This window comes from Pseudomonas sp. C1C7, assembly GCF_013359595.1.
Taxonomy (GTDB): domain Bacteria; phylum Pseudomonadota; class Gammaproteobacteria; order Pseudomonadales; family Pseudomonadaceae; genus Aquipseudomonas.
The window spans coordinates 66,696-80,223 of sequence record NZ_JABFMP010000009.1; the positions used below are offsets into that span (position 1 = coordinate 66,696).

At 60.7% G+C, this 13,528-nt stretch carries 15 protein-coding genes; 5 read left to right on the plus strand and 10 right to left on the minus strand.

Features of this window, described 5'->3' with window-relative positions:
• Positions 1-28: 28 nt before the first annotated feature.
• The 4 genes from HNO86_RS09855 to HNO86_RS09870 all read right to left on the minus strand — a co-directional run bounded on the left by HNO86_RS09855 (position 29) and on the right by HNO86_RS09870 (position 4,259).
• Positions 29-1,861: an ABC transporter ATP-binding protein gene (locus HNO86_RS09855; RefSeq protein ID WP_175376813.1), complete on the minus strand. Its 1,833-nt coding sequence runs from the start codon at positions 1,859-1,861 to the stop codon at positions 29-31.
• A 93-nt stretch (positions 1,862-1,954) separates the two neighbouring features.
• Complete coding sequence (locus tag HNO86_RS09860; RefSeq protein WP_175376814.1) at positions 1,955-2,512, minus strand: peptidylprolyl isomerase; 558 nt, start codon at positions 2,510-2,512, stop codon at positions 1,955-1,957.
• Positions 2,506-3,321 (minus strand): alpha/beta fold hydrolase, encoded by an 816-nt coding sequence (locus HNO86_RS09865; protein WP_175376815.1) that lies wholly within the window; start codon positions 3,319-3,321, stop codon positions 2,506-2,508. Before HNO86_RS09865 ends, HNO86_RS09860 begins: the two co-directional genes overlap by 7 nt.
• 14 nt (positions 3,322-3,335) lie before the next feature.
• Entirely contained in the window at positions 3,336-4,259 is a 924-nt protein-coding gene (locus HNO86_RS09870) for a LysR family transcriptional regulator (protein WP_175376816.1), read from the minus strand.
• 50 nt (positions 4,260-4,309) lie between these two features.
• Here HNO86_RS09870 and HNO86_RS09875 point away from each other — a divergent pair, with 50 nt between their 5' ends.
• The 3 genes from HNO86_RS09875 (at position 4,310) to HNO86_RS09885 (ending at position 6,583) form a co-directional block, all read left to right on the plus strand.
• Positions 4,310-4,624, plus strand: a complete 315-nt coding sequence (locus HNO86_RS09875; RefSeq protein WP_175376817.1) for a 3-phosphoglycerate kinase — start codon at positions 4,310-4,312, stop codon at positions 4,622-4,624.
• Positions 4,625-4,775: 151 nt separating this feature from the next.
• Positions 4,776-5,375, plus strand: a complete 600-nt coding sequence (locus HNO86_RS09880; RefSeq protein ID WP_175376818.1) for an FMN-dependent NADH-azoreductase — start codon at positions 4,776-4,778, stop codon at positions 5,373-5,375.
• A gap of 341 nt (positions 5,376-5,716) precedes the next feature.
• Positions 5,717-6,583, plus strand: coding sequence for a carboxylate/amino acid/amine transporter (locus tag HNO86_RS09885; RefSeq protein ID WP_175376819.1), 867 nt, complete (start codon positions 5,717-5,719; stop codon positions 6,581-6,583).
• 81 nt (positions 6,584-6,664) lie between these two features.
• On the opposite strand, the gene HNO86_RS09890 is transcribed toward HNO86_RS09885, so the two are convergent.
• Complete coding sequence (locus HNO86_RS09890; RefSeq protein ID WP_175376820.1) at positions 6,665-7,963, minus strand: mechanosensitive ion channel family protein; 1,299 nt, start codon at positions 7,961-7,963, stop codon at positions 6,665-6,667.
• Positions 7,964-8,155: 192 nt separating this feature from the next.
• On the opposite strand from HNO86_RS09890, the gene HNO86_RS09895 reads away from it, so the two are divergent.
• Positions 8,156-9,502, plus strand: a complete 1,347-nt coding sequence (locus tag HNO86_RS09895; RefSeq protein WP_175376821.1) for a DEAD/DEAH box helicase — start codon at positions 8,156-8,158, stop codon at positions 9,500-9,502.
• Positions 9,503-9,586: 84 nt separating this feature from the next.
• Positions 9,587-10,000: an alternative ribosome rescue aminoacyl-tRNA hydrolase ArfB gene (arfB, locus tag HNO86_RS09900; RefSeq protein WP_175376822.1), complete on the plus strand. Its 414-nt coding sequence runs from the start codon at positions 9,587-9,589 to the stop codon at positions 9,998-10,000.
• Here the strand turns inward: arfB and HNO86_RS09905 are convergent.
• From HNO86_RS09905 to HNO86_RS09920, 5 genes are all read right to left on the minus strand, one after another.
• Entirely contained in the window at positions 9,997-11,196 is a 1,200-nt protein-coding gene (locus tag HNO86_RS09905) for an MFS transporter (protein ID WP_175376823.1), read from the minus strand. The two genes, arfB and HNO86_RS09905, sit on opposite strands and share 4 nt — an antisense overlap.
• Before the next feature lie 102 nt (positions 11,197-11,298).
• On the minus strand, positions 11,299-11,481 hold the full coding sequence (locus tag HNO86_RS09910) for a hypothetical protein (protein WP_175376824.1): 183 nt from the start codon (positions 11,479-11,481) through the stop codon (positions 11,299-11,301).
• A gap of 75 nt (positions 11,482-11,556) precedes the next feature.
• Positions 11,557-11,688 (minus strand): hypothetical protein, encoded by a 132-nt coding sequence (locus HNO86_RS30245; RefSeq protein WP_256345623.1) that lies wholly within the window; start codon positions 11,686-11,688, stop codon positions 11,557-11,559.
• Between the two features lie 194 nt (positions 11,689-11,882).
• Positions 11,883-13,076 (minus strand): amino acid aminotransferase, encoded by a 1,194-nt coding sequence (locus HNO86_RS09915; RefSeq protein ID WP_175376825.1) that lies wholly within the window; start codon positions 13,074-13,076, stop codon positions 11,883-11,885.
• Positions 13,076-13,432 (minus strand): 4a-hydroxytetrahydrobiopterin dehydratase, encoded by a 357-nt coding sequence (locus HNO86_RS09920; RefSeq protein ID WP_175376826.1) that lies wholly within the window; start codon positions 13,430-13,432, stop codon positions 13,076-13,078. Before HNO86_RS09920 ends, HNO86_RS09915 begins: the two co-directional genes overlap by 1 nt.
• Between the last annotated feature and the right edge of the window lie 96 nt (positions 13,433-13,528).

Genomic DNA, 13,528 nt, shown 5'->3' on the forward strand with positions numbered 1-13,528 from the left:
ATGCTCGCTCCTGCAGGGGATCGGGGTGTCAGTCGATTCCGACGAAACCACCGGTCTGGTGCTGCCACAGCCGCGCATACAAACCACCCAACGCGAGCAGTTCGGCGTGGCTGCCGGTTTCGGCGATCCTGCCGTTCTCCAGCACCACCAGCCGATCCATCCGGGCAATGGTCGAGAGCCGGTGGGCGATGGCGATCACGGTCTTGCCCTGCATCAACGCCTCCAGGCTTTCCTGAATCGCCGCCTCAACTTCCGAATCCAGTGCCGATGTCGCCTCGTCCATGATCAGGATCGGGGCGTCCTTGAGCAGCACGCGGGCGATGGCGATCCGCTGACGCTGGCCGCCGGAGAGCTTCACCCCGCGCTCGCCGACATGGGCATCGAAGCCCATGCGGCCTTCGGCGTCCGACAGGGTCGGAATGAAACCGTCTGCCCGCGCCTTGTAAACCGCCTCCCACAACTCGGCATCAGTAGCGTCGGGCTTGCCGTAAAGCAGGTTGTCGCGGATCGAGCGGTGCAGCAGCGAGGTGTCCTGGGTGATCATGCCGATGCGTTCGCGCAGGCTTTCCTGGCTGACTTCGGCGATGTTCTGGCCGTCGATGAGGATGCGCCCGCTTTCCACGTCATAGAGCCGCAGCAACAGGTTCACCAGGGTCGATTTGCCGGCGCCGGACGGGCCGATCAGACCGATCTTCTCACCGGGCCTGATGGTCAGGTTGAGATCGCCGATGACCCCGCTGTGCTTGCCGTAGTGGAAGTCCACATGCTCAAAACGCACTTCGCCGCGGCCCACGGCCAAGGGTTTGGCCTGATCACGGTCGGTGACGCTGACCGGTTGCGAGATGGTCTGCAAACCGTCCTGCACCATGCCGATGTTTTCGAAGATGCCGGTGACCACCCACATGATCCAGCCGGACATGTTGACGATGCGAATCACCAGGCCAGTGGCCAAGGCGATGGCGCCTACGCTGATCAGCGACTGCGTCCACAACCAAAGGGCCAACCCGGTGGTGCAGACGATCAACAGGCCGTTCAGGCTGGTGATGACCACGTCCATGCTGGTCACGACACGGCCAGCCATCTGGGCTTTTTCGGTTTGTTCCTTGATCGCCTCGCGGGCGTATTGCTGTTCGTAATTGGTGTGGGCAAACAGCTTCAAGGTGGTGATGTTGGTGTAGCCATCGACGATCCGCCCCATGAGTTTGGAGCGCGCATCGGAGGACCTCACCGAACGATCCTTGACCCGTGGCACGAAGTAGTAGAGCGAACCGATGAAGCCGGCGATCCAGGTCAGCAGCGGAATCATCAGACGCCAGTCGGCCTCGGCGAACAGCACCAGGGCACTGATGGCGTAGATCAGCACATGCCACAGCGCATCGACGGCCTGAACGGCCGAGTCGCGCAGGGAATTGCCGGTTTGCATGATGCGTTGGGCGATCCGCCCGGCGAAATCGTTCTGGAAGAAATTCAGGCTCTGCTTGAGCACATAACTGTGGTTTTGCCAGAGGATCATGCTGGTCATGCTGGGGCTTAAGGTCTGGTGCACCAGCAGGTCATGCAGGCCGACGAACACCGGCCGCAGGATCAGTGCAACCACCACCATCCAGGCCAGTTCAAGACCGTGTTCCTTGAAGAAGTCCGCGTTGGGTGTGCCCTGGGCCAGGTCGATGATGCGGCTCAAGTAGCTGAACAGCGCGACTTCGATCAGCGCGCCGATCAGGCCCACTACCAACAGGGCTGCGAAACTCGGCCAGACCTGCTTGAGGTAATAGGTATAGAAGGGCAGGACCCGGTTGGGCGGCGCGGCGCTCGGGGCGTCGCGAAAGATATCGATCAGCTTTTCAAAACGGCGATAAAGCATCGGTTTTCCACCCGCGAACGGGCACTCCTTTTAACGGTTTGAGCGTTGCCGGCCAGGCCGGCAAGCGCTCGGACATCCTTGTCCAGCTTAGTCTCAGTCGATGCGCTTGGCCGACTTGATGAACACCGGGTCAGCCGGAACGTCCTTCATGCCGTTGCGCACGGTGGTTGGCGAGTTGACGATGATGTCGACCACGTCCATGCCCTTGACCACTTTGCCGAACACGGCATAGCCGTCGCCCTGGTCGAGGAAATCGTTGTCCTTGACGTTGATGAAGAACTGGCTGGTGGCCGAGTCCGGCACCGAGGTACGGGCCATCGACAGGGTGCCGCGAACGTTGACCAGGCCATTGCTGTGTTCGTTCTTGATCGGCGCCTTGGTGTCTTTTTGCTGCATGGTCTGGGTGAAGCCGCCGCCCTGGACCATGAAGCCCGGGATCACACGGTGGAAAATGGTGTTGTTGTAGAAGCCGCTGTCCACGTAATCGAGGAAGTTCTTGGTACTGATCGGCGCCTTGACCGGGTCCAGTTCGATTTCGATCTGGCCGTTGGTGGTGTCCAGCAATACGTGCGGCGCCTTGGCGGGCGTCGCGGCCATCAGGTTGGCAGCAAACAGTACGGAGCCGGCGGCGAGGGCGATTTTTTTCAGCATGGGTCAGGGATCCTGATTGGAGTGGTATCGACTGCGGTGAGGAACTCGAGCAGTGTCTGGTTGAAGCGTTCGGGCTGGTCCAGCGGGGTGGCGTGACGCGAGTCGGCGATCACCACCAGCCGCGCATCGGGCAGCCGTTTCATGTAATTCTCTTTCAGCGAGACCGGCGTGTAGTCACGGTCGGCGCTGACGATGAGGGTTGGACAGGACACCTTCGACAGTCGTTCCTGAACACCCCAGCCAACGATGGCATCGAAGCTGGCGAGATAAGCATGTTTGTCGTTTTTTGCCCAGCGCTCGGCCATTTTTTGTCGCAATTCGGCCTGCTCGGGTTTGGGAAACAATTTGCCACCCAGCGCCTTGCCGATGGTGCGCAGACTGAGCACGCGCATCAGGCTCCAGCGCTTGAACCACTGCCAATAATCATCGCGACTGCGCAGCTTGACCTCCGGCGCGCTGTTGACGATGCACAGGCTCTTGAGCAGTTGCGGCTGATCCACCGCCAGCTGGAAACCGATCATCCCGCCCATGGACAAACCCACGTAATGAACCGGTCCGAGGTTCAGGTGCTCGATCAGCGCCACCAGATCGGCGCTGAAACCGGCGATGCTGTAGCGCTCGCGGGGCTTGTCGGAGCGCCCGTGGCCGCGCACATCGGGAACGATCACCCGGTAACGCGCCGCCAGCGCGGGGATCTGTTTTTCCCAGTCCAGGGTGCTCGACCCCAGGCCGTGGACCAGCAGCAGCGGCGTGCCGTGGCCGTATTCCTCATAGTGCAGGTTGCAACCTTCGTGTTCGAAATAGGCCATGCATACACTCCGTGTCAGGCTTGTTCAGGGGCTGCGAACGGTGCGTCCAGCGGCGCGGTGTCGAAGGTGCGCAGCAGTTCGATGAGAATCTGCGTGGCCGGCCCCAGCGGTTTGTCCTTGTTCGAGTACAGGTAAAAACTCGGGTTACGGCTGCCGCCCTGATCCAACGGTAGCAGCTTGAGCGTACCTTCCCTGAGTTCTCGTTCGATCATGTGCCTTGGCAGCCAGGCGAAACCCAGGCCGCTGCCGACGAAAGTCGCGGCGGTGGCCAGGCTGCCGACGGTCCAGCGTTGTTCGGCGCCGAGCCAGCCGACGTCCCGCGGTTGCTGGCGCCCGGAGTCGCGGATCACCACCTGCAGCTGGCTTTCGAGGTCCTGGAAATTCAGTTCGCGATTGAGCCGATGCAGCGCGTGTTCCGGATGGGCCACCGCGACGAATTCGACATCGCTCAATTCCGCGCCCAGGTAACCGGGAATGCTGAAGCCGCTGATGGCAAGGTCCGCCACGCCTTCGAGCAGGACTTCTTCCACACCCGACAGCACCTCTTCACGCAGACGCACCCGGCAGCCACGGCTCTGCGGCATGAAGGCGGTCAGGGCGCGCACGAGGCGGGCGCTGGGGTAGGCGGCGTCCACCACCAGCCGCACCTCGGCTTCCCAGCCTTGCTCCATGTGGTGGGCCAGGTCTTCCAGCTGGCTGGCCTGTTTCACCAGTTGCCGGGAGCGGCGCAACAGCACGCCACCGGCTTCGGTCAGCACTGCCTTGCGCCCGTCGATGCGCAGCAGCGGCACGCCGAGCTGATCCTGCATGCGCGCCACGGTGTAGCTGACCGACGATTGCGAGCGGTGCAGTGCCTCGGCGGCCTGGGCGAAACCACCGTGGTCGACCACAGCCTGAAGCGTTCGCCATTGATCAAGGGTCACGCGGGGCGCTTTCATGATGAGCTCCTGTTGTCCTAAGCTGCGCAGTTCTTATTGGAGACTGCTGCATGAAAAAAATGTGTTGTGCATTGCTGGCGATGCTGCCGCTGAGCGCTTTCGCCTACCCGATCGACGTACAAAAAGAACTCAATGGCCTGAAGGTCGACTACACCACTTACGCCACCGATTACGACATGGGCTCGATCACCGTGAACAACTACGGCGATGTCCCTGTCGACTGTGCTGTGGTGTTTCGCAACGGTCCTGAATCGCCGAAGACTCGCAGAGTCAATCTGGCTGCCGGCAAAAGCGCGGACCTTTCCGCCAAGTTCAATCGCAAGATCATCAAGCTGTACATCAGCATGACCTGCAAGCCGCAATGACCTTCAGCGGAGCAGGCTTCGCCAGCCATGCTCCGCTTATAAACGAATTTATCGATTGGTTATAGCAGTTATTTGCGCTTTTTCATCGATACGGCACTGTTTAACCTTCACTCCATCGACTTACAACATTCTCAGATGGAGCCTACAAGCCATGTCCCGCGTTCTGATCATCGAAAGCAGTGCCCGCCAGCAAGACTCGGTTTCCCGCCAACTGACCCAGACTTTCATCAACCAGTGGAAAGCCGCGCACCCCAAGGACGAGATCACCGTTCGTGACCTGGCCGTCAACCCGGTGCCGCACCTGGACATCAACCTGCTGGGCGGCTGGATGAAACCCGCCGATCAGCGCAACGACATCGAACAGGCTTCGCTGGAACGCTCCAACCACCTGACCGATGAACTGCTGGCTGCCGACGTGCTGGTGATGGCCGCTCCCATGTACAACTTCGCGATTCCGAGCACTCTCAAGGCCTGGCTCGACCACGTGCTGCGTGCCGGCGTGACCTTCAAGTACACCGAAACCGGTCCCCAGGGCCTGCTCAGCGGCAAGCGCGCCTACGTCCTGACCGCTCGCGGCGGGATCTACGCTGGCAGCACCGCGGACCATCAGGAACCGTACCTGCGCCAGGTCATGGGCTTCATCGGCATCCACGACGTGACGTTCATCCACGCCGAGGGCATGAACCTGGGTGGCGACTTCCAGGAGAAGGGCCTGAACCAGGCGAACGCCAAACTTTCCCAAGTGGCCTGACCCGTTAATCGCCAGATAATCACCGGATGGTCTAGTGACCTGGCGCAACCCTTCAAGCCTGTACGCGCATCGAATCTCCCTTTGCACTTATTGCTCCTGAGTGCTCTTGCCCGATTGAACGCTTTAGCGAGATCGGGCTTTTTTTTGCCTGGGATTTTTTGGCCAATGCACAACCTGTGGGAGCGGGCTTGCCCGCGATTGCGATGGGCCATCCAACATCTTGGTTGACTGACACGCCATCATCGCGGGCAAGCCCGCTCCCACAGGGTTTTGTGTTGTGTGACAGTTAGCGATCGTTGGCAAAACCCGCTATCGTCGCCGCCATTCAAAACGAGGCGAGCATGGGCTATCTACTTTTTGTCACGCTGATCCAGGCGTTTTCCTTCAGTTTGATCGGCGAGTACCTGGCCGGTCATGTCGACAGTTACTTCGCGGTGCTGGTGCGTGTGCTGCTGGCCGGACTGGTGTTCATTCCGTTGACGCGCTGGCGCTCGGTGGGGCCGGCCTTCATGCGTGGCATGCTGCTGATCGGCGCCTTGCAGTTCGGCGTGACCTACGTCTGCCTGTACTTGAGCTTTCGCGTGCTGACGGTCCCGGAAGTGCTCCTGTTCACCATTCTCACCCCGTTGCACGTGACCCTGATCGAAGACGCGCTCAACCGCCGTTTCAATCCCTGGGCCCTGATCGCCGCGCTGGTGGCCGTCGGTGGGGCGGCGGTGATCCGCTACGACCGCATCAATCCGGACTTCTTCATGGGCTTTTTGCTGCTGCAACTGGCCAACTTCACCTACGCCGCCGGGCAGGTGCTGTACAAACACCTGGTGGCACGCCACCCGAGCGACCTGCCACATTACCGGCGCTTCGGCTATTTCTATCTGGGGGCGCTGGCGGTGGCGCTGCCGGCGTTTCTGCTGTTCGGCAAACAGAACTTTTTGCCCGAAGCACCGTTGCAATGGGGCGTGCTGCTGTTCCTTGGCCTAGTTTCGACGGCTTTGGGGCTGTACTGGTGGAACAAGGGCGCCTGCCTGGTCAATGGCGGGACGCTGGCGGTGATGAACAACCTGCACGTGCCGGTGGGGTTGCTGATGAACCTGCTGATCTGGAATCAGCATGAGGAATTGGGAAGGTTGCTGCTGGGCGGGTCGGTGATTCTGCTGGCGGTGTGGATCAGTCGACTGGGTATCCGACGAGACGCGCTACCTGTGTAGGAGCTGACGCAGCCTGCGATCTTTTGATCTTGAAAATCAAAAGATCGCAGGCTGCGCCAGCTCCTAGGGGAAATTGGGTGTTTACATAATGTGCTTTTCAGGCTCGGGGATATGACTCGCCCCCAACACCGCCGGCAACAACCCTGCCCGTAGATCCGTTCCACTGGGCTGCTGATACAGGCTCAAGCCAAACTCCGGTAGTACCGCCAGCAAGTAATCGAAAATATCCCCCTGGATCCGCTCGTAATCGGCCCATGCCGTGGTGCGGGTGAAGCAGTAGATTTCCAGCGGGATGCCCTGGGCCGTCGTCTGCATCTGGCGGACCATGCAGGTCATGTCTGTCTGGATTTGCGGGTGGCTCTTCAGATACGCCAGGGCATAGGCACGGAACGTCCCGATATTGGTCATGCGTCGACGGTTGGCCGACATGGCCGCGACGTTGCCCTGGGCTTCGTTCCAGGCCTTGAGCTCGGCCTGTTTACGGCTGATGTAGTCAGTCAGCAAGTGCACCTGAGAGAGTTTCTGTTCCTCGTCATCGCGGATGAAGCGCACGCCGCTGGCGTCGATGAACATACTGCGTTTGATCCGCCGGCCGCCGGACTGCTGCATGCCGCGCCAGTTCTTGAACGACTCGGACATCAGGCGCCAGGTCGGAATGGAAACGATTGTTTTATCAAAATTCTGCACTTTCACTGTATGCAGCGTGATGTCCACCACATCGCCATCGGCACCCACTTGAGGCATCTCGATCCAGTCGCCGACCCGCAGCATGTCGTTACTGGTCAACTGCACACTGGCGACGAACGACAGCAGCGTGTCCTTATAGACCAACAGGATCACCGCTGACATGGCGCCCAGGCCCGACAGCAGTAGCAGAGGCGAGCGGTCGATCAGCGTCGCGACAATGATGATCGCGCCAAACACGTACAGAACCATTTTCGCCAGTTGCACGTAGCCTTTGATCGAGCGGGTTCGGGCATGTTCGGTGCGGGCGTAGATATCCAGCAGGGCATTGAGCAGAGCGCTGATGGCCAGCACCAGGAACAGGATGGTGAACGCCAGCGCGACGTTGCCGAGGAAATTCAGCGCGGTTTTACTCAGTTCCGGCACCAGGTGCAGGCCGAACTGGATCACCAGCGATGGCGTCATTTGTGCCAGGCGCTGAAACACCTTGTTGTGGCGAAAGTCGTTGATCCAGTGCAGGGCGGGTTGGCGGCCGAGCATGCGGCTGGCATGCAGGATCAGGTAGCGTGCCACTCGTCCGAGCATCAGCGCGATGATCAGAAGCACGACCAGGGCCAGGCTGGCTTGCAGAAGCGGGTGCTGTTCGAGGGTGCCCCAAAGGTCTTGGATGTTGATCCAGAGCTGTTTGATATCCATGGGTAGAAACGATTCTTCTGTAAGGCGCGACAGGCGATTAGAGCATTTAAGACGCTTTGTATTACGTTCGATGACAAATCAGGCAACAAAAAAGCCACTGTTTGCTGCCGATTGCACAAAGAAACTCGGCCTTCGCGCTCGAAACCGTTACCCTATGCAGCTGTTTTTTCGCATTTCTTCGAGGTAGCACCCGTGTTTTCCGAATTCGCCCTGCACGAACGCCTGCTCAAAGCCGTGGCCGAACTGAATTTTGTCGAGCCAACGCCTGTGCAAGCAGCGGCTATTCCGCTGGCGCTTCAGGGGCGTGACCTGCGGGTGACGGCGCAAACCGGTAGCGGTAAAACCGCGGCCTTCGTTCTGCCGATCCTCAATCGTCTGATTGGCCCGGCGAAAATCCGTGTCAGCATCAAGACGCTGATCCTGCTGCCGACCCGCGAGCTGGCACAGCAGACCCTGAAAGAAGTCGAGCGCTTTTCGCAGTTCACCTTCATCAAGGCCGGCCTGATCACCGGTGGCGAAGACTTCAAGGTCCAGGCGGCGATGCTGCGCAAGGTGCCGGACATCCTGATCGGTACGCCGGGCCGGATGATCGAGCAACTGAATGCCGGCAACCTCGATCTCAAGGAAGTCGAAGTGCTGGTACTCGACGAAGCCGACCGCATGCTCGACATGGGTTTTGCCGACGACGTCCAGCGTCTGGTGGACGAGTGCCCTAACCGCCAGCAAACCATGCTGTTCTCCGCCACCACCGGTGGTTCGGGTCTGCGCGAGATGGTTGCCAAAGTCCTGAAAAACCCTGAGCACCTGCAGCTCAATGCGGTCAGCCAGCTGAACGAAACCACCCGTCAGCAAATCATCACCGCTGACCACAACCAGCACAAAGAACAGATCGTTAACTGGCTGCTGGCCAACGAGACTTATTCGAAGGCTATCGTCTTCACCAACACCCGTGCGATGGCCGACCGTATCTACGGCCGCCTGGTGGCGCAGGAATACAAGGCGTTCGTGCTGCACGGCGAGAAGGACCAGAAGGATCGCAAGCTGGCGATCGACCGCCTGAAGCAGGGTGGCGTGAAGATTCTGGTGGCCACCGACGTTGCTGCCCGTGGCCTGGACGTCGAGGGTCTGGATCTGGTGATCAACTTCGACATGCCGCGCAGCGGCGACGAGTACGTACACCGCATCGGTCGTACCGGTCGTGCCGGCAACGATGGCCTGGCCATCTCGCTGATCTGCCATGGCGACTGGAACCTGATGTCGAGCATCGAGCGCTACCTCAAGCAGAGCTTCGAGCGCCGCACCATCAAGGAAGTCAAAGGCACCTACGCCGGACCGAAGAAGGTCAAGGCTTCGGGCAAGGCCGCCGGCACCAAGAAGAAAAAGACCGATGCCAAGGGTGACAAGAAAAAAGTCGCCGCCAAGGCCCCGAACAAGCGCAAGACCACCAACCGTCCGAAGGCCGACGCGCCGTCGCTGGTCAGCAAGGACGGTATGGCCCCGCTCAAGCGCCGCAAGCCGGCAGCTCCAGCGGCGGAATAAACGCCCTGGTTGAAAAAATGCCCGTATCGTCAGATGCGGGCATTTTTGTTTAGATGGCGCATAACGCCGAGGTAGTGACTGTCCATGCTGGTGATTTCCAACAACGTGCATCTGCCGGATGACGAGATCGAGTTGACGGCCATCCGTGCCCAGGGCGCCGGCGGGCAGAACGTCAACAAGGTTTCCAGCGCCGTGCACCTGCGCTTCGACATCCCGGCCTCATCCTTGCCCGAGTTTTACAAGGAACGGCTGCTGGCGCTGCGCGACAGTCGCATCACCAGCGACGGCGTGTTGATCATCAAGGCCCAGCAATATCGCACCCAGGAGCAGAACCGCGCCGACGCGTTGCTGCGCCTGACCGAACTGATCCTCAGCGCCACCAAGGTCGAAAAGAAACGCCGCCCGACCAAGCCAACCCTGGGCTCCAAGACCCGCCGGCTTGAAGCCAAAAGCAAGCGCGGCAACATCAAGGCCGGGCGGGGCAAGGTGGATTACTAGCGCGAGTCCCGGGCTTCGCGCTGCTTCGGCGCCTGCCGGTACAGGTAGAGGCTGAGGATCAGGCCGCTGACGGCTGCCAGCGCGGCGAACAGGAATATCGACGCAAAACCGAAGCCCGATGCCACCGCGCCCGCCAGTGGCCCGGTGATCCCCAGCGACAGATCGATGAACAGCGAATAGGCCCCGACCGCCGCACCACGACTGGATGCCGGCACCAGGTTGACCGCCTCGACCCCCAGCGCCGGGAACACCAGCGAGAAGCCAAAGCCGCTCAGCGCTGCACCCGCCAGCGCCCAATGCGCGTCCGGGGCCAGCCAGAGCAGCAGCAAGCCGAGGGTTTCCACCGAAAGGCAGGCAATCGCCACGCGAAAGCCGCCGAGGCGATTGATCAGATTGCCGAACAACAGCCGCGCACCGATGAAGCTGGCGCCGAACAGGCTCAGGCACAGCACCGCGTTATCCCATTGCCGGGTGGCGTAATACAGGGTGATGAAGGTGGCGATGGTGCCGAAACCGATGGAGCCCAACGCCAGGCCGCAACCGTGTGGCAGCACCCGTCCGAGCACGTGGATGAACGGCAGGCGTTCGCCGGCCACGATGGGTGCCGCGGTTTTCGGCCAGGCCAGCAACAGGCCGAACAGCGCCAGCAGCACAATGCTTACCCCCATGCTCCACAAGCCCAGCTTGCCCACCAGCCACACGCCCAGCGGCGCACCGACTGCCAGTGCGCCATAGCTGGCGATGCCGTTCCAGGAGATGACCTTGGCGGTGTTCGCCGCGCCGACCCGGCCGATGCCCCAGCCAATCGACCCGGAACCCACCAAGCTTTCCGCGCTGCCCAGCACCAGCCGGCCGATGAACAGGCTGGCCAGGCTCAACATCGGCAGGCTTTGGGTCCAGGCGGAAATCAGCATGAACACGCCGCTCAGGCCGCAACCGGCCAAACCATACATCACCGCCAGTTTGCTGCCCTTGTTGTCGATGATCTTCCCGGCATAGGGGCGGCTGAGCAGGGTGGCGAGGTATTGCACGCTGATCACCAGCCCCGCGATCACCGCGCCGAAGCCCAGTTCGCTGTGCACGTAACCGGGCAATACTGCCAGGGGAATGCCGATGTTCAGGTAGCCGATGAAGGTAAACAGGACGATGGAGACAACTTGCAGCGTGACCGCCAGGGGGCGCTGGTTTTCAGACATGGGAAGGGTCCACGGTAAAGCAGGATTAGATAGGCTGCTTATGATAACGGCGCTGGCGTTCGTGGGTTGTGAAAAAGTAAAACTATTTGCCGGGCGGCTCGTTCAGGGCTTTTCGGGTGCGACCAGTTGTGTGGTGACCAGGGCGGCCAAGGCATTTTCCTGGCTGCCGAAACGGGCGAGCAGGGCGGCCTGCTTTTCGGGAGGGAGGCGATTCCAGATCTCGATCATCTTCTCGGCGGTGCCGATCAGGACGCTGGCCTGTTCTTCGCTGAATTCGTTCGTCATGGGGGAGGGTTTCCGGTTCAGGCAGTGTGGAAAGCGCATGTTAGCGCTTTCCACACGGTCTGTACGGCGGGTGTATCAGTCTTCGCTGTCAGCCTTGCGACTGTCAGTGGCTTCTTTCGGCTCGGGCTGTTGGGCACCGGCTTGTTGCGTGGTCGTCTGCTCAGGTTCGTGCAGGCTTGGGAAGGGGAGATTAGGAATCTCGTGCATGGTTGCGCTCCTCGCTAAGTCTGTTGGTAGATCTGGTAGATCCGCGCTTTCAAAAAGCCTGGGAAGGATACAGCACGGGAAATGACAAATAGACTTTATATCCATTTGTTTCGACGGATGGGGTTGTCTATACAGGATTCGAGGGGTCGCTTTTTACTGTGGGAACGAGCAAGCCCGCTCCCACAGTTGATGTGTTACTGGCAGACCGTGGCGATGGCTTCGGCCAGCAGATCCAGCCGGGTCGCGTCGATCCCGGCCACGTTCGCCCGTCCCGTGCCCACCATGTACACACTGTGATGCTCACGCAGTTGTTTGACCTGCTCCGGCGTCAGGCCGGTGTAGGAGAACATTCCGCGCTGTACGCCAATGTGTGCGAAGCGTTCGCGCAGGCCGTGGGGTTCCAGGGCTTCTACCAGGCCGCTGCGCAGTTGGGCGATGCGCAGGCGCATGGTTTCCACTTCGTCGATCCAGAGGTTTTTCAGCTCCGGGTCGCCGAGGATGGTCGCGACTACCGCGGCGCCGTGATCGGGTGGGGTCGACCACAGGTTGCGGGCGATGTTGGCCAGTTGGCTGCGGATGTCCGTCAGTTTGTCGGCGTTTTTTGCGCAGACGATCAGTGCGCCGGTGCGGTCGCGGTACAGGCCGAAGTTCTTCGAGCAGGAGCTGGTGATCAGCAGTTCCGGCAACTGGGCGGCGAACAGGCGGGTCGACCAGGCGTCCTGTTCCAGGCCGTCTCCGAAGCCCTGATAGGCGAAGTCGATCAGGGGCAACAGTTCGCGGCGGCGCACCACTTCCAGCACCCGTTTCCAGTCGTCATGGGACAGGTCGAAGCCGGTCGGGTTGTGGCAGCAGGCGTGCAGCAGGACCACATCGCCCTTGGGCGCCTGATCGAGTACTTCGAGCATCGCCTCGACATCCAGGCGGTTGTCGCTGCCCACGTAGGGGTAGTGACTGACCTTGACCCCGGCCGCCGCGAAAATGGTTTCGTGGATCGGCCAGGTCGGATTGCTCAGCCACACGCCACGGCCCGGCAGGCATTGGGCGATGAAGTCGGCGCTCAGGCGCAGCGCGCCGGTGCCGCCCGGAGACTGGGTGGCGCCGGCCCGTTTGTCGCGGATCAGCGGCGAGTCGGCGCCCAGCACCAGCTCGTTGATGACCTTGCCGAATGCCGGGTCGCCATGACCGCCGATGTAGATCTTGCTGGTCTGGCTTTCCATCAGCCGCGCTTCGGCCAGTTTCACCGATTGCGGAATCGGCGTCAGGCCCTGGGCGTCTTTATAGACGCCCACGCCGAGGTCGAACTTGCGCGGGTTGGGGTCCTGCGCATAGGCCTCCATCAGGCCGAGGATCGGGTCGCCGGGTACTCGGCCGATGGCGTCGAAATGCATTACTTGCGGCCCTCGGCGTCCTTGGCTACGTCGTCGGTGCGCGCGGCCATGATGAAGTCGTTGCGGTGCAGGCCCTTGATCGAGTGGCTCCACCAGGTCACGGTGACTTTGCCCCACTCGGTCAGCAGGCCTGGGTGATGGCCTTCGGCCTCGGAGATTTCGCCGACGGCGTTGGTGAACGCCAGGGCGTGCTTGAAGTTTTTGAACAGGAAGACTTTTTCCAGCTGCATGATGCCGTCGCGTACTTCGATGTTCCAGTCCGGGATCTGCTTGATCAGGATCGGCAACTCTTCATCGCTGACCTGTGGAGCATCGGCGCGGCAGGCTTCGCAGTGGGCTTGGTTCAATGTGGACATGTCGGATTCCTGAAGTCGAAAAATGGAAATCGGTGCCTGTCTCTCCACGCTAAAGCATAGCGAGGGTTCCTGACAGGCTCACTTGATCAAAAAAGC

Coding starts and splice junctions, on each gene's coding strand:
- HNO86_RS09855 (WP_175376813.1), bottom strand. CDS start 1,861: ATGCTTTATCGCCGTTTTGAAAAGCTGATCGATATCTTTCGCGACGCC.
- HNO86_RS09860 (WP_175376814.1), bottom strand. CDS start 2,512: ATGCTGAAAAAAATCGCCCTCGCCGCCGGCTCCGTACTGTTTGCTGCC.
- HNO86_RS09865 (WP_175376815.1), bottom strand. CDS start 3,321: ATGGCCTATTTCGAACACGAAGGTTGCAACCTGCACTATGAGGAATAC.
- HNO86_RS09870 (WP_175376816.1), bottom strand. CDS start 4,259: ATGAAAGCGCCCCGCGTGACCCTTGATCAATGGCGAACGCTTCAGGCT.
- HNO86_RS09875 (WP_175376817.1), top strand. CDS start 4,310: ATGAAAAAAATGTGTTGTGCATTGCTGGCGATGCTGCCGCTGAGCGCT.
- HNO86_RS09880 (WP_175376818.1), top strand. CDS start 4,776: ATGTCCCGCGTTCTGATCATCGAAAGCAGTGCCCGCCAGCAAGACTCG.
- HNO86_RS09885 (WP_175376819.1), top strand. CDS start 5,717: ATGGGCTATCTACTTTTTGTCACGCTGATCCAGGCGTTTTCCTTCAGT.
- HNO86_RS09890 (WP_175376820.1), bottom strand. CDS start 7,963: ATGGATATCAAACAGCTCTGGATCAACATCCAAGACCTTTGGGGCACC.
- arfB (WP_175376822.1), top strand. CDS start 9,587: ATGCTGGTGATTTCCAACAACGTGCATCTGCCGGATGACGAGATCGAG.
- HNO86_RS09905 (WP_175376823.1), bottom strand. CDS start 11,196: ATGTCTGAAAACCAGCGCCCCCTGGCGGTCACGCTGCAAGTTGTCTCC.
- HNO86_RS09910 (WP_175376824.1), bottom strand. CDS start 11,481: ATGACGAACGAATTCAGCGAAGAACAGGCCAGCGTCCTGATCGGCACC.
- HNO86_RS30245 (WP_256345623.1), bottom strand. CDS start 11,688: ATGCACGAGATTCCTAATCTCCCCTTCCCAAGCCTGCACGAACCTGAG.
- HNO86_RS09915 (WP_175376825.1), bottom strand. CDS start 13,076: ATGCATTTCGACGCCATCGGCCGAGTACCCGGCGACCCGATCCTCGGC.
- HNO86_RS09920 (WP_175376826.1), bottom strand. CDS start 13,432: ATGTCCACATTGAACCAAGCCCACTGCGAAGCCTGCCGCGCCGATGCT.